This window comes from Bacillus sp. F2HM (assembly GCF_019266135.1).
GTDB classification, from domain to species: domain Bacteria; phylum Bacillota; class Bacilli; order Bacillales; family Bacillaceae; genus Bacillus; species Bacillus safensis.
In genome coordinates this window covers 152,571-178,031 of the sequence record NZ_LRMO01000002.1, presented here as the reverse complement: position 1 = coordinate 178,031, position 25,461 = coordinate 152,571, and the positions used below count along the sequence as shown (strand labels likewise).

The window sequence follows — 25,461 nt, the reverse complement described above, 5'->3', positions numbered from 1 at the left end:
TCAACAATAAAAAAACCGGCACTTCGCTGCCGGTTTCATCATTATCATGGGCGATGGTGCTGTGGTTTTTTCAGCAATGGAACAAATCCATTCTTTTTCAAATGAGTGTAATGCTCATCCATTCGTTTCGTGATGTGTGTGCCTTGTTCCTTTGTTAACACGCCGTACTGTACATATTTCTCAATGACTTCTTTTCGCTTAGAAAGAATTTGCTGTTCAAGGATTTCAATTTGTTTTTGTTGTTCTGCTGTTAATTTCACTTGGTGTGTCACCGGGCGCTTTTCCATTTGAGGTGTTTCTCCATGAGCCGTTTCTATATGAAAACCAAATAACAGCATCATCGACAAGATGATCAAACTACTTATTTTTTTCATCATTGTTGTTCCCTCCTTTATTCGCCTTTATTTTGCGCTCGCTTTCCTTTTTTATACATTATTTCAACACGCAAATTGCTTATAATATTCTTACTTTTTCACTTTTCTTCTGAAAACGTTGTCCTTACAGAAAAAGCGTGCTATGTTTTGTTTTGTATAAAAAATAGAGGAGGATTCTTAAATGAGTCGTTTTTATCATAAAAAACCTATATGGATCATGCTTGTTGTATCTGCTTTCATTCTTATCATGTCTGCTTGCAGCCAATCAGGCTCATCTCAATCTGAAGACACAAAGTGGGATCAGATTAAAAAGAAAGGGAAAATCGTGGTTGCAACTTCAGGCACCCTTTATCCAACTTCTTATCATGATACTTCTAATGGCAAGGATCAATTAACTGGCTATGAAGTAGAAGTCGTCAAAGAAGCGTTTAAACGTCTTGATGTGAAAGTAGAATTTAAAGAAATGGGCTATGATGGGATGCTGAGCGCCATTAATTCTGGTCAAGTGGATGCCGCTGCAAATGATATCGACATCACAGATGACAGAAAAGACAAGTTTGCCTTTTCAACCCCTTATAAATATTCCTACGGAACGGCTATCGTTCGGAAAGATGATTTATCTGGCATTAAAACTTTAAAAGATTTAAAAGGAAAGAAAGCAGCAGGGGCTGCCACAACGATTTATATGGATGTTGCTCGTAAGTACGGTGCAAAGGAAGTCATTTATGATAATGCGACAAACGAGCAATACTTAAAGGATGTTGCAAACGGCCGTACAGATGTCATTCTAAATGATTATTACTTGCAGACACTGGCTCTTGCTGCATTTCCTAAATTAAATATTACAATTCACCCTGACTTGAAATACATGCCGAATGAACAAGGTTTTGTTATGAAGAAGGACAACAAAGAGCTTCAAAAAGAATTGAATCGTGTATTAGGCGACATGAAAAAAGACGGAACAATGAAAAAGATTTCTGAGAAATTCTTTAATCATGCAGACGTCTCTAAGAAAATTGATGCTGATGTCGAAGATGTCGACATTTCCAAATAAGGAGCCGCAATCGTGGGAGATATTCATTTAGAATATATATTTAATCCTGCACTGGCAAAGGCGTCATTTCCGTTTGTTATGAAAGGCATCTGGCTGACGCTGCTCATTTCCTTTGTGAGCATGTTTTTTGGTACCATTCTTGGCTTTTTTATCGCTCTTGCCAGGATGGCGAATTCATGGATTCTTCGGCTGCCTGCACGACTGTATATCTCATTCATGCGAGGTGTGCCCATTCTGGTGATTTTGTTTATTCTCTATTTTGGATTCCCCTATATCGGCATTGAGTTCACAGCGGTCACTGCCGCCATTATTGGGTTCAGCTTTAATAGTGCTGCCTATATTGCAGAAATTAACCGGGCGGCCCTCTCCTCTGTTCCAAGTGGACAGGTGGAAGCTGCTAAATCATTAGGTCTCAGCTATTGGCAAACGATGCGTGGTGTCATTTTGCCTCAATCCGTCCGCATCGCCCTGCCGCCATTGACCAATGTCATGCTAGATTTAATCAAAGCTTCCTCACTGGCAGCAATGATTACTGTACCAGAGCTCTTCCAGCAAGCAAAAATTGTAGGCGGACGAGAATTTGATTATATGACCATGTATATTTTGGTCGCACTCATTTACTGGGGCATTTGCAGTGTCGTCTCATTGCTTCAGGACTTTTTAGAAAAACGCTATGCGAAATATCTGTAGCAAAAAAAAGAGCAGATCTCATGGATCTGCTCTTTTTCAGCGTGATAGAAAACCTTTGCAGCCCTAGAAAGGCGAGTACCGGAGCGGAGCGAATTTGACATTCGTGAGCACCGGAGCGCAGACCTGAGGGCGAATGCGAGGGTTTGTCTACACGATGATTAATGAATAAGCCATAACCACACATACAACCCGAGTAAAGTGAGAATCAAGGTTGGGATGGTCAGGATGATTCCGGCTTTCATGTACGCCCCCCAAGAGATATGGACGCCTTTTTTCTTTAAGACATGAAGCCACAGCAATGTCGCCAATGAGCCGATTGGGGTCATTTTCGGTCCAAGGTTGGAGCCGATGACATTGGCATAAATCAATCCGTCTCTCATGACACCTGCTGTATCTGTATGTCCAATGGCAATCGCATCAATTAAAACGGTCGGCAGATTGTTCATCACAGAGGACAGCACTGCGGCAAGCACGCCCATAAACATCGTTCCTGCAAGCAAGCCATGTGATGCTCCTTGCTGGATCCATGCCGCCAATATTTCTGTAAGACCGACATTTTTCAGTCCATATACGACGACATACATACCGATCGAGAAAAACACAATGGACCACGGCGCTTCTTTGATCACTCGCTTTGTCGCCACTTGCGGACTTCTTCTCGCCAGCCACAAGAAAGCAAGGGCAATTCCGCCTACAATGATGGACACTGGAATACCGATCAGCTCCCCCGCAAAATAACCAACAAGCAGACAGCCGAGCACATACCAAGACAAACGGAACATACGGATATCTCGAATAGCTGACGCCGGTTCCTTTGCCTGTGACAGATCGTAGGTTTTTGGGATAAGCTTTCGGTAAAATACATACAGAACCAGCATGCTCGCTCCAAGCGACACAAGGTTTGGCACGAACATATTCGCTGTATATTCTAGAAAACCAATATGAAAATAGTCGGCTGATACGATATTGACCAGGTTACTAATGACAAATGGCAAGGAGGTTGTGTCTGCAATAAAGCCGCTTGCCATCACAAAAGGCAGCACCATGCGCTCATCCAGCTTCAACGCTCTCACCACAGATAAAACGATTGGGGTCAAAATCAGTGCCGCTCCATCGTTGGCAAAAAAAGCAGCCACAACAGCGCCGAGCAATGTTAAGTAAATAAACATGCGGACACCGTTGCCTCTTGCGGCTTTTGCCATATGCAGTGCAGCCCATTCAAAAAAACCGATCTCATCTAAAATTAACGAAATGATAATAATGCCAATAAAGGCAAAGGTGGCGTTCCATACAATTTGCGTGACTTCCCACACATCGCCCAGATGAACGACGCCAAAGGCAAGTGCAAGAATGGCGCCTCCACATGCTGACCATCCTATGGTGACACGTCCTGGCTGCCAAATGACAAGGACGAGGGTCATGATGAAAATCAAAATGGCTAAGGTGACTGATCCCAAAGGTGGCCCCCCTTTCACTTTTCTCATAAAATCTTTATCTATCATACAACGAAATGCATCAGTTGTATGCCATTTTCGCATGTCACATGAAAACCCGCAGGTGATCCCGTGCACCTGCGGATTCCATCATGTATTATTGATCTTTTTTCATCAGCATCAATTCAATAAATAACTCACATCGCTGGCTAAAATGACTTAAGTCGATCGAGGTCATGTCAAAAATTTGTTTCATTCGATAGTTTAATGTATTTTGATGAATAAACAACTGCTCCGCAGCTGGCTTTAGCTTGCAGTTATTCAATAAGTAGACTTCCAGCGTTTTTAAAAACGAGGTTTGACTCTCGCGGTCTTTTTCCTTCAAGCGTAACAAATCTGGATTGAAGTCGTTTTTCTTTTTTTGATGGCTGTAAATAGAGTCTAAAAACCGGAAGACCCCTAAATTCTCATAATCATATGGAATCAGTTCTTGTCCTCCGACAATTTTTACTGCCTTCACGACCTCTATCGCTTCAAATCGACTTGTACTCATTTTCATGACATCACGATACTCTCTTCCCATTCCGATATACAAAGGGGAGGGATGTGCATGCGTTTTCGATTGCAGATGTGCGATGACATCAGCGGCAGTCGCTTTCGGTGAGTGCCGATCTGACAGGCTGCCTAATATAACAACGATATCTGCTTGAACCGAATAGACGTGATTTACTTTATCCTCTAGCTGCAAATACGTTCGAATGACATCCTTCACATCTTCTGCCGTCTCACTTTTGTTATCCGCAGCGTGCACGACCATGACGGTAAATACGGCTGGCAGTGGAATGCTTAAGTTCTCAGCCTCCCATTTCAGCTCTTCTTCTGTATAAAAATGATCATCCATGACCTTTTTGAAAAACTCTTCAATCTTGCCTTCCTTTTTCTCAAGCTGTTTCTTATTCTTATAAATCACTTTTCCAACCTGAAAGGAAGCTTCGTGTAAAAATTGCAGCTCCTCCTGAGAGAGGGAGTCCTCAATGTCTTGGACCCAAATAAAGCCTACTACCTCTTGTTTATGCTTGGCGCTCACAGCCACCCGCCGATTAAATCCGAGCTCGTCATGACCGCTCACATAAAAAGGCTTTGATTCCGCGAAAAGCCGCTCAATTACCCCTGTTTTCTTTAACCAATCGACCACAGACCCCGGACATTCCTTGGAGAAAATCGTTTGCTGATTGACTGGGTCAAACTGCTGAATGCTGTAAGAATTATAAGCAAGGAGCTGACACTCTGTGCTTTCTAAAATGACTGGTTTTTTTAAATAGCCGCTAATAAATGCAATTAATTTATCGACATCAAAAAATGTATGAAGCTTTTCTAATATCTCTTCCATCCCGATTGCTCCCTGATTAAGTGATACATTTATCATACTTCTTTCCAGTCAGATTTGTATAGAAACAAGTCGCAGGCAGGCAAAAAAAGCATGAACCCATCAGCGCAGGTTCATGCTTTTCCATCTTAAAACATTTCACTAATCGTTTTTGCCTGCATGTGCAGAGCTAGGTAATCTGGACCGCCTGCTTTTGAATCAGTGCCTGACATTTTGAAGCCGCCGAATGGATGATATCCAACGATGGCACCTGTGCAGTTACGGTTAAAGTAAAGGTTCCCCACATGGAACTCCTGCTTCGCACGGTTGATGTGATCACGATTATTCGTAATCACAGCACCTGTTAAACCGTATTCTGTGTTATTGGCTACCTCAAGTGCCTCATCAAAGCTAGAAACTTTCGAGAAAGCCAAGACCGGTCCAAAGATTTCTTCTTGCATTAAGCGGGAAGTTGGCTCAAGATCTGCAAAAATGGTCGGGTGGATAAAGTATCCTTCCGAATCATCACTCGTTCCGCCAGTGACTAAGCGGCCTTCCTGTTTGCCAACCTCGATATAATCCGTAATCTTGTCAAAGGACGCTTGATCAATGACAGGTCCCATGTAGACATCCGCAGAAAGCGGATTGGCTGTTGTTTTCGTTTCTGTGATTTCCTTCACTCGCTCAACCACTTGGTCATACAGCTTTTCGTGGACGACTGCCCGAGATCCAGCTGAACATTTCTGACCTGAAAACCCGAAGGCTGATGTGAAAATGGCATTAGCCGCTAATTCAACATCTGCATCCTCATCGACAACCACTGTATCCTTACCGCCCATTTCAGCAATGACACGTTTTAAATGCTGCTGGCCTGGCTGTACTTTTGCCGCGCGTTCAAAGATACGTGTCCCTACTTCTCTTGATCCAGTGAATGTAATCAGACTTGTTTTCGGATGATCTACTAAGTAATCCCCGACCTCTGCACCGCTTCCTGGTACAAAGTTGACAACACCCTTTGGAAGACCGGCTTGCTCAAGCTCTTCCACAAAACGGGCTGCAATGACAGGCGTCGCACTTGCTGGTTTTAAAACAACTGTATTCCCAGTGACGATTGGCGCTACTGTTGTTCCTGCCATGATGGCAAACAAGAAGTTCCACGGCGGAATGACGAGCGTCACGCCAGTTGGTGTGTACACATATTGATTGCGTTCCCCTTCGCGGCTGTTCACTGGTTTGCCTTTCGCCAGCTCCAGCATTTGACGAGCGTAATACTCTAGGAAGTCAATCGCTTCTGCTGTATCTGCATCTGCTTCATTCCAAGGCTTTCCTGCTTCTTTTACAAGAAGGGCTGAATACTCATGCTTTTTACGACGAATGCTTGCCGCAGCACGGAATAATACGCCTGCTCTTTCTTCAGGAGACGTGTAGCGCCATGTTTCAAATGCTTTCGCTGCTGCTTGAACCGCTTGTTCTGCCTCTTCCTTCCCGGCCTTTGAGACGGTTCCGACCACTTCATCCTTTTTCGCTGGATTGATTGAAACGATCTTGTCTTTCGTTTCAATTCTTTCTCCATTAATCACGAGCGGATAGGTTTGACCAAGTGATTCTGTTACTTTAGCTAATGCTTGTTCAAACGCTTTGCGGTTTTCTTCCTGGCTAAAATCCGTGAATGGTTCATGCTTGTAAGGTGTTGTCATTTTTGTCACGCTCCCGTTTCAAATTATTTTTTCGTCATCCCTTTTAAAGCAAAGGCAATGTTTGCCGGCCGTTCTGCAAGACGTCTCATGTAGTAGCCATACCACTCTCGTCCATACGGAGTATAGACCCTCATTTGATAGCCTTCTTTCACAAGTGCTTGCTGCGTTTCTGATCTCATGCCGTACAGCATTTGAAATTCGAACTGACTTGTCTGTATATTGTGTTTTTTCACAATATTTTTCGTAAACTCAATCATTCGATCGTCATGTGTCGCAATAGCTGTATAGTTTCCTGAGAGCAATTGCTTTTCGATCAGCTTTTGATAATTCTGATCGACGTCTTTTTTGTTTGGATACGCCACTTCGGCGGATTCCTTATAGGCACCCTTTACAAGTCTTAAAAATGGCTGCAGCTCATTTAGGTCATCAAGATCCTTTTCTGTTCTGTACAAATACGCCTGCAAGACCGTACTGACATACTCATATTGAGATTTCATCTCTTTAAAAATGTCCAGCGTTTTTTGGCAGCGCTGTTCATCCTCCATATCGATTGTCACCATGATACGGTGCTTCTCTGCCGTATCTAAAATACGTTTCATATTGCGATACACAAGGTCATCGTCAATATCCAGGCCAAGTGATGTCATTTTGAGTGACACGTGAGAATTGAGTCCCGCCTCTGCAATCCGCTGAATGGTTTGAATACACTCAATCGTCCGTTCATTTGCAATCTCTGCCTTTGTGACAAACTCACCAAGGTGATCAACTGTCACAGCCATTCCTTGGTCATTTAATCGCTTGATAACAGGGATCGCACTCTCAAAGTCCTTCCCTCCGATGATTTTCTTAGATGCAACAGCACTTCCCCAATTACGAGCAATATGGTTCAAGAGACTGCTCTTTGACAAAAACAAGAAGAAATTTCTTGTGACCGACTCCATAAAGGGCACCTCCCACTCTTTGTAAGCTATGTCTTTATTGTAAGGCTCATAAGCTGTCCGCTACAATATTTGAAGATGACAAAAATTCTGACTTTTTTTGTGGTTTTATCACAATAAGAGATAAAGAAGAGCCTGCCGCGATCCGGCTGGCTCTTCCTTGCTTACGCCCACACCTCATCAAGGGTAGACTGCAGCAGCTCATTTAATTCTTGCATCAGGTTGTCTTTCGGCTGATTGTAGCTTTTCACCAATTCATCAAATCGCGCGAGCTCTTTGTCGATAAATGGATGGACATAAGCGAGACGGTTCTCTATATCCATTTCTTCGCCGTCCATTTTACGTTTGAGCAGCTCATGGATTTCCGCTAAAAGCGGACCTTCCTCTACTAGTTCCTCGAGTAGTTCATGAAAGTCCATCGGCGGAACCGTCCGGTAGCGTTCAATCCACTGACAGGCAAGCAGCGGACGAAGTACATAAAAATACTTCTTGATTCGCACCTGCTCTCCTCGTAAATGCCGGCTTTCATTCCGCTTCGCCATATTGAGGTAATGATACATCAATGCTGCAGGATAAAACGCTCGATCCTTTAATTCTCTTAGCTGCTTTGCCAAAGAAAAGGATTCAGCATAGATGATGTCAGAAGACAGCCATTCCATGATGGACGGATTCGATTTATGGAATAAACGAAGTGCCTTTCTAAGCTCCCAGCCGCTGATATCAAGCACATCATCAATCGGCCGTTCAATGACATCACGATGTTCTTCCATCGCCCAATACCATTCTTTTCGAGGAACATATAAAAAACGAACATCATAATCACTATCAGTCGAAGGAAATCCCCAAGCCCTGCTGCCTGATTCCACAGCGAGGCAAATTTTTACGTCATACGTTTCTTCGATGATTTTCAGCTCTTCCTTGATTCTCTCTCTCATCATCCATCAACTCTTTCTATAGAAATCTGCATGACTTCTTCACGTTTTGGTAAAATACGAATAAGACATATATGAAAAAGGAGTTGGATCTCATGTCTATATCTCGCATCATGAAATGGATCACCGGGATTTTTGAAGCCTGTCTTGCCATCCCTGTCATCGGAGGACTATTTATTATTAGTAATGGCTATACACCGCTCATGGTCATGCTTATTCTGCATATTATCACACTCGTCTTATCGAAGCGAGACCAAGGACCAATGATTGGCAGCATCATTGGGATTATCACAGCCTGCCTCGCCTGGATTCCGATACTCGGATTCATCCTGCATATCATCACAGCTCTTGCCCTGATTATCACAGCGTTAGTGCCTGATGAAAAAACGAGGCAGAATACGAGTTATTAAAAAAGAGGCCCTCCTAGAGCGGCCTCTTTGTTCTTTTATTTGAGCAAATGCTTTTGTAAGAAGGCGAGCTTCTCTGTTTGAAAAGCCGGGATATATTCGTGTCCAAAATAGCGATATATCTTCAGGTCTTTTTCTGTTTCTAAATGGTTGTATGCCGCAAACACAGTAGATGGTGGGGTTATTTTGTCAATCAGCCCAATCGCCATCAATGTTGGCTTTTTCACCCATCCAGCTAGATTGATTAAATCAAAGTAGCTTAATGTCTCAAATGCCTTTTCTTCCACTTCCGGATCACTATTTCTTCGAAAGTATGAATTGATTTCTAAATAAGGCTGCTCCAATGCCACATCCACTGCACGCTCGAAGTTTGATAAGTAAGGGTAATCTGCCACGACGACTTTCGGAATGTCAGAAAGGGCTGCAGCTGCAACCGCTAATGCGCCCCCTTGGCTCCCGCCAATCACGCCGATCCGTTGTTTATCCACTTCCGGTAAGGACTGAATGACTTCGAGTGCACGAACCGTATCTAAATAAACACCTCGATAATAGTAGGTCTCTTTTGATAAAATGCCTTTTGTCATCCATCCCAAAGCGTGACCACTTGGTGTCACTGCCTGATCTTCACTGCCGCCTTGACCGCGGACGAGCATACCAAATGTTGCATAGCCGTGCAGCGCCCAGTTGACGATGTCGTGAATGCCGCCGTCATAGCTGGCATTATAGCCATGAAAACGAACGAGAGCTGGATGTGGACCAGTTTGATCAGGTACAGCATAAAAGCCTTCAATTTTAGAATGTCCAAAGCTTTGATAGGTCAGGCGGTACACCTTGACGCCTTTCACTGGATAGTCATAAGGTTCAAGTGATGGCTCTGCCTCCACTTGGCGCAGTTCTTCGAGTGATTTCTTCCAAAAATCTGAGAAATCAGAACGTGCTGTTTTCTTTGGTTTATATTTTTTTAACTCTTCAAGTGGTAAATCGAACAATTGCATATCCGAGTATCCCCCTTTGTTTTATTCATTATATGTATCATAACACCGATTTCTTGAGTTAGAAAGCTATTTAACAAAACCTTCTGACATTTCTATTGGCAAAGATGATGGAAACCTTTATGATAAAGAAACTGGCCTTGAAGACTAAAATAAACCATTACATACATTCATGATTTTCACATGACATATAGCAAATAAAGGAGGAACTCGTATGAAAATCGCCCTTGTCCAAATGGACGTACAAATTGGAGAACCTGAAATGAATTTTAAAAAAGCAGCAGCGTTTTTAGAAGAAGCGGTCCGCGAGCAGCCTGATTTGATCATTTTACCCGAAATGTGGAATACCGGCTACGCCCTTGAGCAAGCCGATCAGCTTGCGGATGTAAACGGTGAACGCACAAAACAGCTCTTTTCCTCCTTTGCCCGTAAGCATCAGGTGTATCTCATCGCAGGCAGTGTATTAAATAAGCGGACAGAAGATGAAAACATCACCAACACGATGTATGTCTTTAACCGCCAAGGTGAGCTTGTGTTAGATTATGATAAAATTCATTTATTCCGCTTAATGGATGAGCACAACTATTTAACCGCTGGTGATCAGCTTGGTTTATTTGACTATGGTGAAGATGTAACGATTGGTGCGATGATTTGCTATGACCTCCGCTTCCCGCAGCTTTCCAGAACACTTGTGAACAGAGGAGCGAAGGTGCTCATCAATACGGCGCAATGGCCGTCAGCAAGAGTGGACCATTGGCGCAGCCTGCTCATTGCAAGAGCGATTGAAAACCAGTCATTTATGATTGCTGTTAACAGAACAGGCACAAGCAGAGACACAGAATTCCCTGGACATTCCATGGTGATTGATCCACTCGGCCGCATACTGCTTGAAACACGCGGTGACGAAGACATTTATTATGCTGAAATTGATCTTCAGCTTGTGGATGAAGTCAGGAAGCAAATTCCAGTTATGACGGATCAGCGTCTGGACTTATATTAAAAAGCAGGGTGCTCCCCTGCTTTTTGCGTTTAATTAAACGTTTGTTTAAGCTTTCCCTTGATCCTGATATAGGTCCATGAAGACTTGAGCGGCTTTCGTTAAATATCTTTCTTCCACATATGCAAACACAAGTGTGCGGGTTGGGCATGAATCAATTTGCAAATAAGTGACTTGGTTCCTATCCTCTTGTGCCACCATTTTCGGCACAACGGTCACTCCTAATTCGTTTTTGACCATTGCCTGTGCTGTTTGAATATGGCTTGTTTCAAAAGCCACTTTTGGCTGAAAACCGTGATGACGGCACAGTTCTGTGACCACTTGCCGAAAACCGTATCCCTCTTTCAGCAAAATAAATGGGATACCTTCAAGAAGCCGAAAGGGAACGATTTCGTGACCGGTCTCTTTTTGCCCTGCTTGCTCAATGATCTCGTTCAATTCCTCTGATAACCAAGGCTGAGCAGCTTGCGGAACTGCAAGAAGGAGCGGCTCGGTCAGCATTTGTTTCGTTTTCAATGATTCGTGCTCGACAGGCATCGATAAAATAGCCAAATCCAGCTTTCCAGCCAATAGAAGTTTTTCGAGCTCACGCGGAGACTCTTCTATCAGTTGAACGTGAACATGAGGATACGTTTGACAAAAGGTTTTTAATAAACCGGGCAAGACATATCCCCCTGTCACTGCTGGCGCTCCAATGTTCAGCTCTTTCCCGATTTCATAAGCTGCTTCTTCCATTTCACGCAGCAAATCATCTCTTTCCTTCAAAATATTCTCAGCCCTTTTAATGAATCGTCTCCCTTGAGGTGTGGGCGTTACTTGTCCATATTTTCGAATAAATAGTGGTGTGTCTAATTCCTCTTCCAGCTTCTTTATTTGCTGGCTTAAAGAAGGCTGTGCAATATGAAGTTGATCAGCTGCTTTTGTAAAACTTTGCTGCCGGTACACTTCTATGACATATTCCATCATTCGTATATCCACTTTCATCACCTCATAGGTTTTAACTATTCATGCCATATCTTTTATGTCTTAGACAAATAACAGAAGGAATTCTACGATAAAGAGACCACAAAGGGGGAAAAGAAATGAATCCATATGCTAAAGCAGAGAACCAATTCTCACAAAATGCCGAGAACTATCGAGATTCACCTATATTTGCAGCTGGAGAAGAGCTGGAATGGATGAAAACAACAGCACATGCGAAGGGACATGAGCATTTACTTGATATTGGCTGCGCGGCAGGACATACCGTTTTTTCCTTTTCAGACGTTATCTCTAAAGGGATCGGCATTGATGTCACGCAAAAAATGATCGAGGTTGCAGCAGCACTTGCGGAAGGACGCCACCTGAACCACATTACTTTTGAGCAGGCAGCCGCAGAAGCATTGCCCTTCTCTGATGAATCATTTGATTTAGTGACGTGCCGATTTGCTGCTCACCACTTTCCAAACCTTCAGGCAGCCATGTCTGAAATCAGCCGAGTCTTAAAAAAAGGCGGCCAATTTCTGCTCGTTGATCATTATGCACCTGAAAACACTGCACAGGATTCATTTATTAATCACTTAAATAGACTGAGAGACCCTTCTCATGTGCGGGAAAGCTCGTTATCAGAATGGAAACAGCTCTTCGCTGACAACCAATTGACTCAGAAAGAGATTCGTTACTGGGATCTGCATATTGATTATCAGGACTGGATTATACGTGGACGCACACCAGAGAATATTCAAAAGGAGATCGTTTCCCATCTTCAAGCCGCAGACCCTGACACAAAGCAGCTGTTTCAGCTTCAATTCGATGCACAGCATCAGCCCATTTCCTTCTGTTTAAAAGCTGCACTGCTTCAAGGAATCAAGCATTAAACTGATAGAAAAAGTCTACCATCGTCGGTAGACTTTTTTATTTCAAATATACATCTTCACTGTTTCACAGGTGGCTTTTCATGTTCGTGACACGTCTCTTCTCACGACAAGATCATGTTTCTATTATATGATAAATGAACGAAGATAGGTGAGGCATTTTAGATTCTCTGAATAAAAAAGAACCTACCCTCTTTGGAATAAGTTCTTTACTGCATGCGTAACTTACGGTGCAATATCCTCTAATACTTTCTCGCGCGTTTCTATCATTTTAAAAGCAAGAATTGCTCCCACTACCGTCACACTTGCAAAAAGAATAAAAATAGTTGAAACACCGCTTACCTCTAAAATAAAGCCTATCATAATAGGAGCGATCGCTGAAGCCAGTCTAAGCCACGCTGTAGCAAATGCCGTTCCAATCACCCTCATACGTGTCGGATAAATTTCAGGTGTATATAGATAGAGGAGAACTGTAATTGTCCCCATCATTCCGTAAGCAGCAGACCCTAAATAGATGACGCTTTCTGGTGAAGTCGCTCCGCTGATCCATAAAGCCGTTAATAACACACCTGTTAATACAAATGCAATGGTTGCCCAGCGCTTCCGTCCCACTTTATCAATTAAAAATGCACAAGCGAATACCCCTACGGTCTGTAAAATATTTGTGAGAGATGCTGCCCTTAATGAATCTCCGACTGGCAAATGGTAAACAGTATTATAAAGACTCGGTAACCAGTTATTTAAACCATTCGATACAAAGTAGGCAGAAAACCATAGTCCCCATACGACCAATGTTCTTTTACGGTAAAAAGTTGAAAATAGCTCTTTCCAGTCGCCTTTTTCAGTACTGCTGGATACTTGATTTGCGACAGGCATTCGTTTGTCAGTACTAGCTTCAATTTCTTCAATAATTTTTTCGGCTTCATCTAGCCTGCCTTTCGAAATAAGCCACCTTGGCGATTCACGCAACATGAAAAAGAATACAAAGACGATTAAACCTCCAATGCCTCCAATCAAGAACATCCATTTCCACCCAAAGCTAGGTACGACGAATGCGCCAATTTGAGCTGAGATCATTAATCCTAATGGAAAAATCATCTCATAAAGCATAAAAAATCTGCCTCTTCCTTGGGCTCGGGACAACTCATTAATATATGAAGCTGCTACCGGCACCTCTCCTCCAACTCCAATCCCTTGTATAAAGCGGAAAATAAAAAGGGCCATAAAATTACCTGAAAATACACATGCGATACTCATAATAGACATGAGGAACACTGTCCATTTTGCACTAAATACACGGCCGCGCCTTTCTGCTAACCACCCAAAGAAAATAGCACCAACCGCTTGTCCTATATAACCAGACCCAATAAGAAGGCCAATTTGAGCAGGTGATAAATTCCACATGCCGATGAGGACCGGGAGAACAAACGCTAAAGATAGCGCATCAAAAGCATCAAAAAAGGTAGCAGATCCCATAATGATCCGAGGTTTTAAATGCCACCTCGAAAAAGGTACACTTTCCATCCTGGTCAATAGTTGTGAAGCTCTATCAACAACTTGCCCACCTTGAGAATTTGAATTTCCGCTGAGTTCTAACGTCATGGTATCTCCTCCTTATTAGAGGAAATGATGCAAAAGTACATGCCGAAGAGCACTGAAGAAATCGCTTACATTTTAAATCAAGAGAAATTCTGCAGCGTTCATACGAGTTTTCAGCATCTATCAAATCTTTTTTGGCGTTCCCGTGGTGCCCCGATCTATATAATACATAGGGAAGATATGTTCCATCGCCTCTAACTGTTCCCCTTCTAATAACTGTGTTAGTAAAGAAACAGCTTTTCTTCCCATTCCAACTAAATCAACATGAACAGAAGACAAAGAAGGGGTTAGAAAACTTGCAATGGGCACATCATCAGCACCAACGACAGACAAATCATGAGGTATTGACACATTTGCGTTTTCTGCCGCTTTCATGACCCCTATCGCCAAAAAATCTGAAGAGCAAACAACTCCAGTCATGTGCTGGTTTCCTTGGAGAAATTGAGAAACCACTTCTACTACTTTTCCCCCATCAAATTCATCTAACTCAAACACAAGCTCTTTGTTCATTGTTAATCCTAAACGTTTCAGTGTGCGCTCATACCCCTTGTAATACCTTACACTATGCATCGAACTCATTGGACCATTGACCAGCCCAATGGTTCGATGACCTTTATCAAATAAGGCCGTTACAGATTGACAAACACCTTCTTCATCATCTGGCCTGACACATGGAAATGGTGAATCCTCTAAGTAACTTCCGACAACGATAATGGGAATAGCCAAACTTTTTAACCAATCTATGCTCAATTCTTCATTTCTTGGAGAAAATAAAATGGCACCATCTACAGCCTGCGTCTCAAGTAACCGCTGCTGCTGCACAGATGTAAATGACATCAGCATATTGAATTCGGTCTCATCTAATTCCTTCGCTATTCCATCTAAAATCGTTGAAAAAAATGGATTATTCAAAATATATGAACCGCGAGGAACCACTACAGCCATATTCCCAGTCTTTCTTTTCACGAGCCCTCTCGCTCCTAAATTAGGGCGGTAGCCTAACTCATCAATTACTTGTTTGATTCTTTCAGCCGTTTGAGCACCTACTCCTGGTTTACCACTCAATACTCGGGAAACAGAGGCTATAGACACTCCTGCTTTCAATGCTACATCTTTAATACTTACTGACACATTTCATACCTCCGGGAGTCTGTTGTTTTATACCTTATTATAACCTGACTCACCTTCATCATGAAATCAATGGTCTGTTATCTACTGACATTTTCCTTAAGCAAACCAACACTTTGAAGGCCCTGGCGAATCTCTTCTTTTTCCTTTTGAGTTAAAGGTAATACCGGCTTCCTAGCAAGCGAACTGCTGATCAAGCCTCTCTGGAACATCGCTTCCTTCATTCGCAGATGAGAGGTAGAGGAAGGTTCATCCATTTTATATACAGCATGCTTTAATTCAAAGATTCTATCGTACACTTTATTAGCTGCTGCAAGGTCTTGTTCTTTCACACATTTCACAAGTTCAGCAATCAAATCCGGCACAAAACAGCCGAAACCTACAAGCGCCCCGTCAATCCCTTGAACTAATGTTGGCAATAAATATTCATCGTGACATGTGAGTAGCGATACATCTGGTGCATGCTTTTTCAATGCGCGCACATCGACTTCATATTGTGCCATGTCTCTTTGACCAATTTTAAATGAGACAACATTTTCAATTTCCGACATTTCTAGTAATTGATTCGTTGTATATGAGGTTTTTGTCCACGTTGGATATTGATGGACGATGATTGAAATGTCAATCGCTTCTGCAACATCTTTAAAGAATTGGACAGGTGATTCAGGCTGCATACCGAATCTCAGCCATGAATGCGGCGGCATGAGAAGGATACCTTCTCCGCCAGCTTCTTGAACTGCTTTTGCATGCTGGATCGCTTCAATTGTTCCTTCAGCTGAAACCCCGGAAATGACAGGTACTTCCCCTTTTAATTCGTCGGCTGCAATACGCACAGCCTCAGCTCGTTCATGTGGCAGCAAAGTCATAATCTCGCCCGTATGTCCATTGACAACAATCCCGTTAATCCCTTCGTGCTCCGCCACCCAGCGAACAAGCTTACGAAAAGCAGGTTCATCAATTGAATAGTCATCTTTAAAAGGAATTAAGACCGCCGGGAATACACCGCTCCATTTTTCTTTATTCTTCATCAACAAATTCCTCCCCATTCGATTATAGTAAACGTTTACGGTAAGCGTTTACGTAAACAATCATAGAATGTTCCCATCGAAGATGTCAACATTATTTTTTAAAAATTTTAATAATTCAAATAAATATTATTAAAATTTAGATACTTTTTTATTTTTCCGAAAAAGAAAATGATCTATATCAAAAAACTCCTCATCATGAACTGATTGAAGGAGGATCACCGCTTTTCCCTAACGGCCGCACACCAAAAAAAGGATAAATACATTTTGGTTGTCAAAGCATCATCATATGTACGAAGGAAAAGAATTCAATAGAAAAAGTCTACCCTAAACGGTAGACTTTTTTTATTTCGAATACAAATCCCAGCCAAGCTTGAGTGTGTCCACAATATAATTGGCGACTTCCTCAGCCTCTAAATGATCTGTTTCCACTCTTGAGTTATGAAGAGAATAAATCTCCCGGCGCTCTTCAAACAGCTCTTTCATCTCATCAAGTGTCCGGTTGTGAAGAACAGGACGGTTTTCGATTAAAATATCAAGCCGCTGCTTCCAATTCTCCCACGATAGATCAAGGAAAAGAACGGTACAATGCTTCAAGCAGGCGCGTTTGATTTCTTCCTGTTTGAATGCACCGCCTCCAAGGGAAACGATCTTGAGCTGTGTATGTTCACATAAATCGACGATATAATCCTTTTCAGCCTGCCTGAAGAATGCTTCTCCTTTTTGCTGAAACATCTCTGGAATCGTCATGTTGTACTTTTTCTCAATCTCCTGATCGACATCAATAAAATCTCTATATAGCTTTTTGGCAACCAGCTGCCCAATGGTTGTTTTCCCAACACCCATAAAGCCAATGAGGACAATATTCCGCTGTCTTACAGGAATTTCTCTATTGATTTTCATGGTCGTGACACGTCCTCCCTACGACAAGGAATGCTACATAATGTTTCTATTATATGATAAATGGAGCGCGAAAAGATAGGCAATCTTAAAAATTGTGTTTGACGACGTAGCCGAGCTGTTCAGAAAGCCTCTGTGCCTGTTCTTTCACTTTTTGTTGCAGCTGAGGAATGACTTCTTCAGTAAACCGATGGGTTGGACCAGATATGGATAAACAGGCTTTCACTTCACCATGAATGTTAAAGATTGGTGCCGCTACTGCCGCAGATCCTACCTCGCGTTCATCAATGCTGCAAGAAGTATATGTGTCAAGAATATGTTTACGTTCCTTTTGCCAGTCACCCTTCATCACATGAGCAGCCTCAGACGCTAATACTTTTTGTTGAAATTCTTCACTTTGAAATGCCAATAATACCTTTCCGCCTGCACCTGCGTACAATGGCAGCTTCTCACCAATCTTGACAAGATGCCGAATCGATTGCAGCCCTTCCGCTTGTTCAATACAAACCCTGCTTGTTGAATCCAGTACATACAGGTTGACGGTTTCCTTTGTTTCATCACGAAGTGAGTACATGAGTGGTTTAGCCAGTTCTCTCAATTTAATGGACTTCCCTGCAATGTATCCGAGGAGATAAAGCCTTTGACCCAATCGGTATTTCATTGTTTCTTGATTCTTCTCCACAAAATGATTCATTTCAAGTGCTTTGAGCAGTCTCGTTGTCGTAGACATTGCTAAATTCATCTCTTTTGAAATATCCGTTAGCGTCAGCTCTTGACGTTCTTCACTAAAACAATAAAGAATATCCAAAGCACGCTGAACTGTACGCAGTCCTGATTCTTCTTTTGACTTTTTATCAGCCATGTTCACTTTCTCCCTTTCCCCTTTGATTTCTTATCGACATCAACGATCGATTTTGCTATAATCCATTTTAAACGTTCCACTAAAAGAAAACAAATTCCACCAGTCGGAATAAAGTCACTTGAAGATATTTGATGGAGGAGATATTTGAATGTACCTGCTCGTTTTTACACTTCTTATCAGTCTATATATTGTTCATCAACTATTTCCTGCTCCTATACTCTCCTATTTTGTTGGTCTGCTGGCCGCTATCTCGCTCACCATTTCTTTTAAGAAAGCAAGCGGTCTTTATTTGAAAACAGGTGCTGTATTTCTCATCATTGGGTTGTTCTTATTCTTCTTATCCGGCCAGCCATTGCACACGTTTTTTCTTCACTTTCATTCCATGCTGGGCTTGCTTTCTCTCTTTTTCATGCTGCCTTTTATTCATTCTCTCATACATGTTGGACATTTCGATACACAATTAAATAAACTGCTCACACTGCATACAACGAACTCAAACCAGCTTTATCGCAAGAGTTCATTTGTCACTCATATTCTCGGCATGTTTTTAAATATCGCGACCATTCCTTTACTATATACATCGCTCAAACCGTCGCTCGAATCCCTAAAAGAACAAGTGAAACAACATCTTTATACACGCAACCTCTTAAGGTCATATGCATTATGTTTAAGCTGGAGTCCTGTTGAAGTGCTGGTAAGCGTCACCATTGATGCAACCAAACTAAAATATTATCAAATTGCACCTATTACTTTTGGTTTAATGGTCGTCGTGCTGGCGATAGATTGGATGCTTTTTTCTCGTCAAAGCAAACGATTACCAAACATCATTCAGTCTTCAGAAACAAACGCCAATCCTCATCGAATTAAGCGAAAAACCCTTCAGCTCGCTTTCATGCTGCTAGGTTTTATGACAGTCGTCTCACTTGTCGATGCATGGATTGGGAAAGGCTATTTATTCGCTGTAGTACTGACGATTATTCCATTTGCTCTATTATTCTCTTCTGTTATCAAAAAAAGAAAACAATATATCGCTGTCTCTGTGCCTCATTGGAAAGAAAGAACCCGTCAGCTCTCCAACTATATGTGTCTATTTTTAAGTGCAGGCTTCTTTGTCGATATGCTCCTTGCGACAAACAGTATGCAGCCGATTCAAGCATTTATTGTCAGTATATCAGACCATGCCATTTGGGTTTATTGTGTCATTGGGTTGTATTTTCTGATCACCGCCCTTTGCGGTTTTCACCCGCTCGTCTCACTTGCTTTGTTAGTCAGCATGATGGCACCAGTCATCCATGAACTGCCTGCTCTTCCCATTGCCATCATGCTGATCGTTGCTGGCACATCAACTGTCATGTTTAGCCCTTTTAATGTTTCTGTCTCCTTATTGGCTGATTTGATGAAGGTCAATCCTTACCGTATCACTCGCTGGAATATATGGTTTGCCAGCCTTTATATCAGCATGGGTATCGCATGTGCAGCGATCATCACCGTTCTCTTTTATACATAAAAAAGAGAACTCACCTTGGTATGAGTTCTCTTTTGCTTTCCCGCTATGGTTTTAATTGAATACGTTCAATTTTACCTACGATAAAAATGTACGACAATGCCCCGCCTAAAGCGACTAAACTGACGAATAAAATTCCGCCATTGTAAGAGCCTGTCGCCGACACGATGAATCCGATAATCAGCGGAGTGATGATCCCAGCTAAATTAGCAAAAAAGTTAAATACGCCGCCAGCCAGCCCAACCATTTCCCGCGGTGCCACCTCAGACAGCATCGTCCAAGAGATATTAGACAGTCCTTGCGCAAATGAAGCGATGGATAAAATGGTCAGCACAAGCGGGATATTTGTTGTAAAGTTTGCTAAAACAATGGTACTCGTCATCAGCAAGCCCACCACTACTGGCAGCTTTCTCGCTACATTCACTGATACGCCCTTTTTAAGCAGCCAATCAGACACATAACCTCCAAATAAGACCCCAAAGAATGCAGCAATATAAGGAAGAGAAGCAGCAAAACCTACCTTGAGAAACGCCATATTTTTTGCCTCTGCCAAATAGGTCGGAAACCACGTTAAAAAGAAAAAAAGGGTAGACGCAACAGAGAATTGGCCAATATAAAGCCCGATCAATTTACGATATTTTAGAAGGGCGGCAAAGTCTGCCCATTTCAGCTTCTCCTGTGATGCGACTGTCAGCCCATCGCCTTGCCGGATTAATTCTAACTCATCTTCATTTATCTTCGGATGCTCTTTCGGTTCGTGATAATACTTGTACCAAAAGAAAGCAAATATGATACCGAGCGCACCTGCCGTAATGAAGACGGTTCTCCAATCGAAAGTCGTCATGATCCAAAATAGAAGAGGTGTCGCAAATGCAAGACCCACATACTCTCCAGCAGTATAAACACCTGTTGCAAAAGCCCGTTCCCGCCTTGGAAACCATGTGGTGACAATACGGTTATTTGCAGGAAAAGCGGGAGATTCTGTAATCCCAATAAACAAACGGCAACCGAATAAAAAGGCAAAGCTGTTCGCAAACGCCTGTAAGCCTGTGAAAATAGACCAAGTAACGAGTGATATCCCATACGTTACCTTTGAGCCAAATTTATCGAGAATAAAACCGCCTGGTATTTGCATCGCTGTATATGTCCAGCTAAATGCCGAGAAAATCAGGCCTAATAAGGCTGGATTTAATTGCAATGAAGATTGAATTGCAGGAGCAACAATGGACACACTGGCTCGATCAATATAATTAATAGCGGTAATAAAAAACAACAGAATCAATATGCCAAAACGGGCTTTCGTTGGTTTCACATATGCGGGCTGCAATTCATTCCCCTTCAGTTCTGAATGCACTTTCATAACCATCCTCCTTTGTTTCCGCAGCGTGCGGTTCGGTTGAGCGTATTAAATAACCCCTTTTTCTTCTAACTGCTTACACTCTTCTTCTGTTAAGCCAAGCATATTTGTTAAAATCTCATAATTATGTTCGCCTAAATCAGGTGCAATGTGACGGATACTTCCAGGTGTTTTTTCAAACTTCGGAATGATCCCAGGCACCTTCACTTTTCCAAGACGAGGGTGATGCACCTCGACGATATTCTCTCGTGCTTTAAATTGCGGATGCTCAAAAATATCCCGAATACTTAAGATTGGGCTCACAGGAACACCATGTGTATCTAAAATTTCTAATACGTCATCCCTTGTTTTCGACGCGATCCATTGAGAGACGATCGCATCCATTTCTTTGTTATGCTTCAGCCTGGATGCATTGACCGCGAATTTTTCATTCTCTAGTAAATCTAATCGATTCATTGCCTCCGCCAATCGATTGAAGGTCGAATCTGTACTCGTCACAAGAACCAAATAATGCCCATCCTTTGTCTCATAGGTACCGGCAGGGCTTGAATGACCGCTTAGCCCCGGTGAACGCTCACGCACCTTCCCAAGCTTGTCATATTCTGCAACCAAAAACTCTAACATACGAAACACAGATTCGTAGAGGGCCAAATCCACCATTTGCCCAGTTCCTTCTGGATGTGTATCCCTGTAATACATCGCTGTCACAGTAGCAAACGCCACATAGATGCCAGCAATATAATCAGTGAGAGAAAAGGAAGGGCTGACTGGATGCCGGTCTGGAAACCCTTGAATATATGTAAAGCCGCTAAACGCCGTTGCCGGTGTTCCAAATCCGGCCTTGTCCTTAAATGGACCCGTTTGTCCATAACCTGATACACGAATCATGATTAAACGAGGGTTGATTTCTTTTAACACATCGTACCCAACGCCCCATTTTTCGAGTGTTCCAGGGCGGAAATTTTCAATCAGCACATCGACCTGACCCGCAAGCTTTTTAAAAATGTCCTTTGCTTCTTCTTTGTGCAGATCCAGTGTAAGGGATTTCTTATTCCGCGAGAGACCTGACCATCTAAGTGGTTCCCCATCTGCAAAAGGGCCGACATGCCGCAGCGTATCGCCTTTGCCAGGAATCTCGACTTTGATGACCTCTGCTCCAAAATCCCCTAGAAGCACCGCGCCATAGGGTGCAGCAATCATCGTAGAGACGTCTAATATTTTTATTCCTTCGAGCGGTGTATTCATATTCATTGCTTGACTCCCTTTCATTCATGTGATGAAGGGCTAAAATCATTCCTAATTTTAGCCCTTTTCATCTTTCTGATTGACCTGGAAGGCCCTGATGATTCAAAAGGAGGGCTTACCGGTGCAATTTTTTAATCCTTCGGAAGCTGCCCTTGCGGTGTGTAGAGCCAAATGAGCCATAAAGGTTCATCTCCTGTATTGACATGCTGGTGCGGGACACCGTCAGGAATGAACATAAAATCATTTTGTTTAAAGGACTGCCTTTCTCCATCACAAATGACTTCGCCAGATCCTTTAATCACAAAATCAAATTCCTCTGAACCCGGGTGATTGTGCACTGAACTTGCTTCCCCTGGTTCAAAAATGGTGAGACCCGCCATCATATGTTCTGATCCAACTGTATCCGGTGTAATGGTTTGAAATACCTTTCGAATCATTTGCTCCTCTGGACGATCTAAGCCTAACCATAATGGGTTCCCATCTTGAAACGGATTCAATACTTTAATTTTCATTGTTCATTCCTCCCTCGTTCTGTTTAATTCACGCTGACATGTGAGCGCTTTGAATTTGGTGAATAAATATCATTAATGTTCCAATGTCCATCCGTAGGAACAGGATCATTTTTCATTGCTACATCAATAACGCAAGGATCCTGAGAAGCAATGGCTTCAGCTAAAGCTTCTTTGAATTCAGAAGCAGAGGTGATTTTAATCCCCTTCATTCCATAACCTCTCGCAATGGCAGCAAAATCCGGTGAATAGCTTTCTCCATCTTTTCTGAAAACAGTGCCGTACGTCGTTTCATAGTGCGCCATTTGCAAGCCGGCTATTGTGCCAAACGCACTGTTATTCATCACAATCCACACAACAGGAATGTTCTCTTCAACGGCTGTTGCGAGAACGGATGGATTTTGACCGAAGCCGCCGTCTCCAACGAGTGACACAACGACACGCTCAGGCTGGGCAATCTTCGCCCCAAGTGCGGCAGGGGCTCCAAATCCCATCGTTGCAAAGCCGCCTGGCGTTAAAATGGTTCCTGGCGTGAGCACAGGAAATTGCTGTCCGACCCCATTTTTATTCCAGCCAACATCCGTTGTAATAAAGGCATCTGGCGGCAATACTTCCCGCACTTCCTGCAAAATTCGCTGCGGCTTCATTGGGAAGGATTCATCTTGAATATTCGTCAGATTGCTAGCCTGAAAATCCTTACGATATGCCGCAATTTCCTTTTTCAATTCAGGACGATTCAGTCCTTTTGGCAGCCTTTCTCTCGCCACTCGATTGAGTACAGTTAAGGCTTGCTTAAGATCGGCTACTGCTCCAATTTCAACAGGATAGTTACGTCCAATTTCATTCGGATCAATGTCAATATGAATGAGCTTGGTTGAGGGGAAGCGGAATGTATAATCTGATTCCCACGAGCTCGCATCAGCTTCAGCAAAACGAGTGCCTAAAGCCAATATATAATCCGCTTCTTTGCACTGATCATTGATAAATTTTGTTCCCCAAAACCCTGTCATTCCAAGGGTCATTGGGTGATCATCCGGCATGGCTCCTTTCCCCATTAAAGAATGGGCGACAGGGATACTTAGATGGTCAGAAAATGCCTTTAATTCTTCAGCTGCATCAGCTAATAAAATGCCTCCCCCTACATATAAGAGCGGCCTTTCTGCCTGCAGCAATCGATCTAATATCCGATTGGCCGTTTGATCATCAATAGAAGGTTTTTCAATGGTGTGTGTATGATGGTTGATTTGTTCAAACAGGGACACATCTAGGTCTTTTGAGAACACATCCATTGGAACAGAAATAAGCACCGGGCCAGGACGGCCGCTTTCAGCTAACTGAAATGCTTTTGATAAAATCTCTGGAAATAATTCTGGAATATCGACTCGCCATGCTCTTTTCACAAACGGCCGGTAAATTTCGTATTGAGAGGCATCGGAATGAAGATTGATCTCTTGATGTGGGTGCTTTCCGTAATAATGACTTGGGACATCTCCTGCAATGACAACCATTGGAATGGAATCAAGTGCTGCATTCGCTACCCCTGTTGCCGCATTGGTGAGTCCAGGTCCTAGATGACTGAGCACAACAGCCGTCTGTTTCTTCGCTCGCGCATAACCATCTGCTGCATGTGCCGCTATCTGTTCATGCCTGACATTTACAAATTGAATCGAGCTTTTCTCAAGCGCTGATAAAAAAGCAATATTCGTATGACCGCAGAGACCGAAAATATGCTCGACTCCCCGATTTTCTAAGTACTGAATCACCTGTGTAGAAATATTCTTCTTCATGTTTCTCTCCTCTCACGGTGCAGCTATGAATCTGCTACTCACTTATTCTTTGAAAACACAATCGATAGAACATTGTTCAAATCCTGTATCGCCACTTGCCCGGGAGCTGAGCTTTCTTTCCCTACAGCAAAGGTCATCACAGATCCAAAAAGCCCGCCAATCATTCTTGTAAAAGCCCCGTATTCCCCCATTGCCATCGAAATAACGGGAATTGACAGCTGCTTTTTCGCATGGCTGGTCGCCGAGAGCAGTGTTAATGCATCGTCATAGGAATGCGGCATCACTGCGATCTTTGCGATATCGGCGCCGACTGATTCTGCATTGACCAATAGCTGCACGAGCCGATTCACCTCAGGGGTGCGATTGAAATCGTGATACGACACAATCAAGGTAACGCCATGTCTTTTAGCCGCCTGACTGACTTGCTGTATATGTGTCACATCATGCATCAATTCATAATCAAGAGCGGCCACAAGCTGTGTGGAACAAAGCTCGGCAAGCAGAGAAACCTTCTCAGATTCTGAGAGTGATATCCTTTCGCCTCCCTCCTTTTCAGAACGAATGGTGAATAAAAATGGGATGCCCTTTGCCTTTTCTACCATTCCCTTAAGGGTTTCTATCACTTGATCCTTGTCATGAAGGTGATGAAAAAAATCCGCCCGCCACTCTATCACATCAGGCTTCTTCTCTGTTAACACCTCGACCTCATGAAACAATTCTTCCTTTGTTTGTCCGATGAGCGGCGTACAAATCATTGGCTGACCGCCTGTCTGCACACTTTTTACCTTTTGCTGAAATGCATTCACATCCAT

Annotated in this window: 24 protein-coding genes; 6 read left to right on the top strand and 18 right to left on the bottom strand. The window is 42.8% G+C overall.

Annotated features, from left to right (window positions below):
• Positions 1-44 precede the first annotated feature (44 nt).
• Positions 45-374: a YckD family protein gene (locus AWT60_RS02805; protein ID WP_024424311.1), complete on the bottom strand. Its 330-nt coding sequence runs from the start codon at positions 372-374 to the stop codon at positions 45-47.
• Between the two features lie 181 nt (positions 375-555).
• Between AWT60_RS02805 and AWT60_RS02800 the strand changes: the two genes are divergently transcribed.
• Both AWT60_RS02800 and AWT60_RS02795 read left to right on the top strand, forming a co-directional pair.
• Complete coding sequence (locus AWT60_RS02800) at positions 556-1,428, top strand: transporter substrate-binding domain-containing protein (protein WP_024424312.1); 873 nt, start codon at positions 556-558, stop codon at positions 1,426-1,428.
• Between the two features lie 12 nt (positions 1,429-1,440).
• Positions 1,441-2,118 (top strand): amino acid ABC transporter permease, encoded by a 678-nt coding sequence (locus tag AWT60_RS02795; protein WP_034283291.1) that lies wholly within the window; start codon positions 1,441-1,443, stop codon positions 2,116-2,118.
• A 158-nt stretch (positions 2,119-2,276) separates the two neighbouring features.
• Here AWT60_RS02795 and AWT60_RS02790 read toward each other — a convergent pair whose 3' ends face one another.
• The 5 genes from AWT60_RS02790 to AWT60_RS02770 form a co-directional block, all read right to left on the bottom strand.
• A complete protein-coding gene (locus tag AWT60_RS02790) occupies positions 2,277-3,575 on the bottom strand; it encodes an arsenic transporter (protein ID WP_034283290.1) in 1,299 nt (432 codons plus the stop codon).
• A gap of 133 nt (positions 3,576-3,708) precedes the next feature.
• Positions 3,709-4,941 (bottom strand): PucR family transcriptional regulator, encoded by a 1,233-nt coding sequence (locus AWT60_RS02785; RefSeq protein ID WP_041106624.1) that lies wholly within the window; start codon positions 4,939-4,941, stop codon positions 3,709-3,711.
• Positions 4,942-5,066: 125 nt separating this feature from the next.
• Positions 5,067-6,614, bottom strand: coding sequence for an L-glutamate gamma-semialdehyde dehydrogenase (gene pruA / locus AWT60_RS02780; protein WP_024424316.1), 1,548 nt, complete (start codon positions 6,612-6,614; stop codon positions 5,067-5,069).
• A 23-nt stretch (positions 6,615-6,637) separates the two neighbouring features.
• Positions 6,638-7,555 carry a proline dehydrogenase family protein gene (locus AWT60_RS02775; protein WP_075612346.1) on the bottom strand — a complete coding sequence of 306 codons (918 nt, stop codon included), beginning with the start codon at positions 7,553-7,555 and terminating at the stop codon, positions 6,638-6,640.
• Positions 7,556-7,716: 161 nt separating this feature from the next.
• The gene (locus AWT60_RS02770) at positions 7,717-8,487 is read right to left on the bottom strand and encodes a nucleotidyltransferase domain-containing protein (protein WP_218676884.1); all 771 of its coding nucleotides are present in this window, start codon (positions 8,485-8,487) and stop codon (positions 7,717-7,719) included.
• A 92-nt stretch (positions 8,488-8,579) separates the two neighbouring features.
• Here AWT60_RS02770 and AWT60_RS02765 point away from each other — a divergent pair, with 92 nt between their 5' ends.
• Positions 8,580-8,894, top strand: a complete 315-nt coding sequence (locus tag AWT60_RS02765) for a hypothetical protein (RefSeq protein ID WP_218676883.1) — start codon at positions 8,580-8,582, stop codon at positions 8,892-8,894.
• Between the two features lie 35 nt (positions 8,895-8,929).
• On the opposite strand, the gene AWT60_RS02760 is transcribed toward AWT60_RS02765, so the two are convergent.
• Entirely contained in the window at positions 8,930-9,886 is a 957-nt protein-coding gene (locus AWT60_RS02760; RefSeq protein WP_218676882.1) for an acetylxylan esterase, read from the bottom strand.
• A gap of 211 nt (positions 9,887-10,097) precedes the next feature.
• On the opposite strand from AWT60_RS02760, the gene AWT60_RS02755 reads away from it, so the two are divergent.
• Positions 10,098-10,883 carry a carbon-nitrogen family hydrolase gene (locus tag AWT60_RS02755; RefSeq protein WP_218676881.1) on the top strand — a complete coding sequence of 262 codons (786 nt, stop codon included), beginning with the start codon at positions 10,098-10,100 and terminating at the stop codon, positions 10,881-10,883.
• Between the two features lie 45 nt (positions 10,884-10,928).
• On the opposite strand, the gene AWT60_RS02750 is transcribed toward AWT60_RS02755, so the two are convergent.
• The gene (locus AWT60_RS02750) at positions 10,929-11,846 is read right to left on the bottom strand and encodes a LysR family transcriptional regulator (protein ID WP_041088978.1); all 918 of its coding nucleotides are present in this window, start codon (positions 11,844-11,846) and stop codon (positions 10,929-10,931) included.
• A 116-nt stretch (positions 11,847-11,962) separates the two neighbouring features.
• On the opposite strand from AWT60_RS02750, the gene AWT60_RS02745 reads away from it, so the two are divergent.
• Positions 11,963-12,736, top strand: a complete 774-nt coding sequence (locus AWT60_RS02745; RefSeq protein ID WP_218676880.1) for a class I SAM-dependent methyltransferase — start codon at positions 11,963-11,965, stop codon at positions 12,734-12,736.
• Positions 12,737-12,958: 222 nt separating this feature from the next.
• On the opposite strand, the gene AWT60_RS02740 is transcribed toward AWT60_RS02745, so the two are convergent.
• The 5 genes from AWT60_RS02740 to AWT60_RS02720 form a co-directional block, all read right to left on the bottom strand.
• Positions 12,959-14,335: an MFS transporter gene (locus AWT60_RS02740; RefSeq protein WP_041106632.1), complete on the bottom strand. Its 1,377-nt coding sequence runs from the start codon at positions 14,333-14,335 to the stop codon at positions 12,959-12,961.
• Between the two features lie 120 nt (positions 14,336-14,455).
• Entirely contained in the window at positions 14,456-15,463 is a 1,008-nt protein-coding gene (locus AWT60_RS02735) for a LacI family DNA-binding transcriptional regulator (protein WP_218676879.1), read from the bottom strand.
• A gap of 77 nt (positions 15,464-15,540) precedes the next feature.
• Positions 15,541-16,488, bottom strand: coding sequence for a dihydrodipicolinate synthase family protein (locus tag AWT60_RS02730; RefSeq protein WP_125587113.1), 948 nt, complete (start codon positions 16,486-16,488; stop codon positions 15,541-15,543).
• Between the two features lie 342 nt (positions 16,489-16,830).
• Positions 16,831-17,388: a shikimate kinase gene (locus tag AWT60_RS02725; protein ID WP_003214270.1), complete on the bottom strand. Its 558-nt coding sequence runs from the start codon at positions 17,386-17,388 to the stop codon at positions 16,831-16,833.
• Positions 17,389-17,473: 85 nt separating this feature from the next.
• A complete protein-coding gene (locus tag AWT60_RS02720; RefSeq protein WP_041106635.1) occupies positions 17,474-18,247 on the bottom strand; it encodes an IclR family transcriptional regulator in 774 nt (257 codons plus the stop codon).
• Positions 18,248-18,395: 148 nt separating this feature from the next.
• Between AWT60_RS02720 and AWT60_RS02715 the strand changes: the two genes are divergently transcribed.
• Positions 18,396-19,754, top strand: coding sequence for a hypothetical protein (locus AWT60_RS02715; RefSeq protein WP_087976270.1), 1,359 nt, complete (start codon positions 18,396-18,398; stop codon positions 19,752-19,754).
• 43 nt (positions 19,755-19,797) lie between these two features.
• On the opposite strand, the gene AWT60_RS02710 is transcribed toward AWT60_RS02715, so the two are convergent.
• From AWT60_RS02710 to aroD, 5 genes are all read right to left on the bottom strand, one after another.
• Positions 19,798-21,111, bottom strand: coding sequence for an MFS transporter (locus AWT60_RS02710; protein WP_025092799.1), 1,314 nt, complete (start codon positions 21,109-21,111; stop codon positions 19,798-19,800).
• A 45-nt stretch (positions 21,112-21,156) separates the two neighbouring features.
• Positions 21,157-22,359, bottom strand: a complete 1,203-nt coding sequence (locus tag AWT60_RS02705; RefSeq protein WP_087976271.1) for a CaiB/BaiF CoA transferase family protein — start codon at positions 22,357-22,359, stop codon at positions 21,157-21,159.
• A gap of 125 nt (positions 22,360-22,484) precedes the next feature.
• A complete protein-coding gene (locus tag AWT60_RS02700; RefSeq protein ID WP_034283259.1) occupies positions 22,485-22,865 on the bottom strand; it encodes a cupin domain-containing protein in 381 nt (126 codons plus the stop codon).
• A gap of 23 nt (positions 22,866-22,888) precedes the next feature.
• Positions 22,889-24,649 carry a thiamine pyrophosphate-binding protein gene (locus tag AWT60_RS02695; RefSeq protein WP_087976272.1) on the bottom strand — a complete coding sequence of 587 codons (1,761 nt, stop codon included), beginning with the start codon at positions 24,647-24,649 and terminating at the stop codon, positions 22,889-22,891.
• 38 nt (positions 24,650-24,687) lie between these two features.
• Positions 24,688-25,461, bottom strand: a complete 774-nt coding sequence (gene aroD, locus AWT60_RS02690; protein ID WP_218676878.1) for a type I 3-dehydroquinate dehydratase — start codon at positions 25,459-25,461, stop codon at positions 24,688-24,690.

Excerpts from the sequence above, each read along its gene's own strand:
- AWT60_RS02765 (WP_218676883.1), top strand. The coding sequence starts at position 8,580 with ATGTCTATATCTCGCATCATGAAATGGATCACCGGGATTTTTGAAGCC.
- AWT60_RS02730 (WP_125587113.1), bottom strand. The coding sequence starts at position 16,488 with ATGAAGAATAAAGAAAAATGGAGCGGTGTATTCCCGGCGGTCTTAATT.
- AWT60_RS02720 (WP_041106635.1), bottom strand. The coding sequence starts at position 18,247 with ATGGCTGATAAAAAGTCAAAAGAAGAATCAGGACTGCGTACAGTTCAG.
- AWT60_RS02695 (WP_087976272.1), bottom strand. The coding sequence starts at position 24,649 with ATGAAGAAGAATATTTCTACACAGGTGATTCAGTACTTAGAAAATCGG.
- AWT60_RS02725 (WP_003214270.1), bottom strand. The coding sequence starts at position 17,388 with ATGAAAATCAATAGAGAAATTCCTGTAAGACAGCGGAATATTGTCCTC.
- AWT60_RS02740 (WP_041106632.1), bottom strand. The coding sequence starts at position 14,335 with ATGACGTTAGAACTCAGCGGAAATTCAAATTCTCAAGGTGGGCAAGTT.
- aroD (WP_218676878.1), bottom strand. The coding sequence starts at position 25,461 with ATGGATGTGAATGCATTTCAGCAAAAGGTAAAAAGTGTGCAGACAGGC.
- AWT60_RS02805 (WP_024424311.1), bottom strand. The coding sequence starts at position 374 with ATGAAAAAAATAAGTAGTTTGATCATCTTGTCGATGATGCTGTTATTT.
- AWT60_RS02770 (WP_218676884.1), bottom strand. The coding sequence starts at position 8,487 with ATGAGAGAGAGAATCAAGGAAGAGCTGAAAATCATCGAAGAAACGTAT.
- AWT60_RS02705 (WP_087976271.1), bottom strand. The coding sequence starts at position 22,359 with ATGAATATGAATACACCGCTCGAAGGAATAAAAATATTAGACGTCTCT.
- pruA (WP_024424316.1), bottom strand. The coding sequence starts at position 6,614 with ATGACAACACCTTACAAGCATGAACCATTCACGGATTTTAGCCAGGAA.
- AWT60_RS02800 (WP_024424312.1), top strand. The coding sequence starts at position 556 with ATGAGTCGTTTTTATCATAAAAAACCTATATGGATCATGCTTGTTGTA.
- AWT60_RS02745 (WP_218676880.1), top strand. The coding sequence starts at position 11,963 with ATGAATCCATATGCTAAAGCAGAGAACCAATTCTCACAAAATGCCGAG.
- AWT60_RS02755 (WP_218676881.1), top strand. The coding sequence starts at position 10,098 with ATGAAAATCGCCCTTGTCCAAATGGACGTACAAATTGGAGAACCTGAA.
- AWT60_RS02715 (WP_087976270.1), top strand. The coding sequence starts at position 18,396 with ATGTACCTGCTCGTTTTTACACTTCTTATCAGTCTATATATTGTTCAT.
- AWT60_RS02785 (WP_041106624.1), bottom strand. The coding sequence starts at position 4,941 with ATGGAAGAGATATTAGAAAAGCTTCATACATTTTTTGATGTCGATAAA.
- AWT60_RS02750 (WP_041088978.1), bottom strand. The coding sequence starts at position 11,846 with ATGATGGAATATGTCATAGAAGTGTACCGGCAGCAAAGTTTTACAAAA.
- AWT60_RS02710 (WP_025092799.1), bottom strand. The coding sequence starts at position 21,111 with ATGAAAGTGCATTCAGAACTGAAGGGGAATGAATTGCAGCCCGCATAT.
- AWT60_RS02700 (WP_034283259.1), bottom strand. The coding sequence starts at position 22,865 with ATGAAAATTAAAGTATTGAATCCGTTTCAAGATGGGAACCCATTATGG.
- AWT60_RS02760 (WP_218676882.1), bottom strand. The coding sequence starts at position 9,886 with ATGCAATTGTTCGATTTACCACTTGAAGAGTTAAAAAAATATAAACCA.
- AWT60_RS02775 (WP_075612346.1), bottom strand. The coding sequence starts at position 7,555 with ATGGAGTCGGTCACAAGAAATTTCTTCTTGTTTTTGTCAAAGAGCAGT.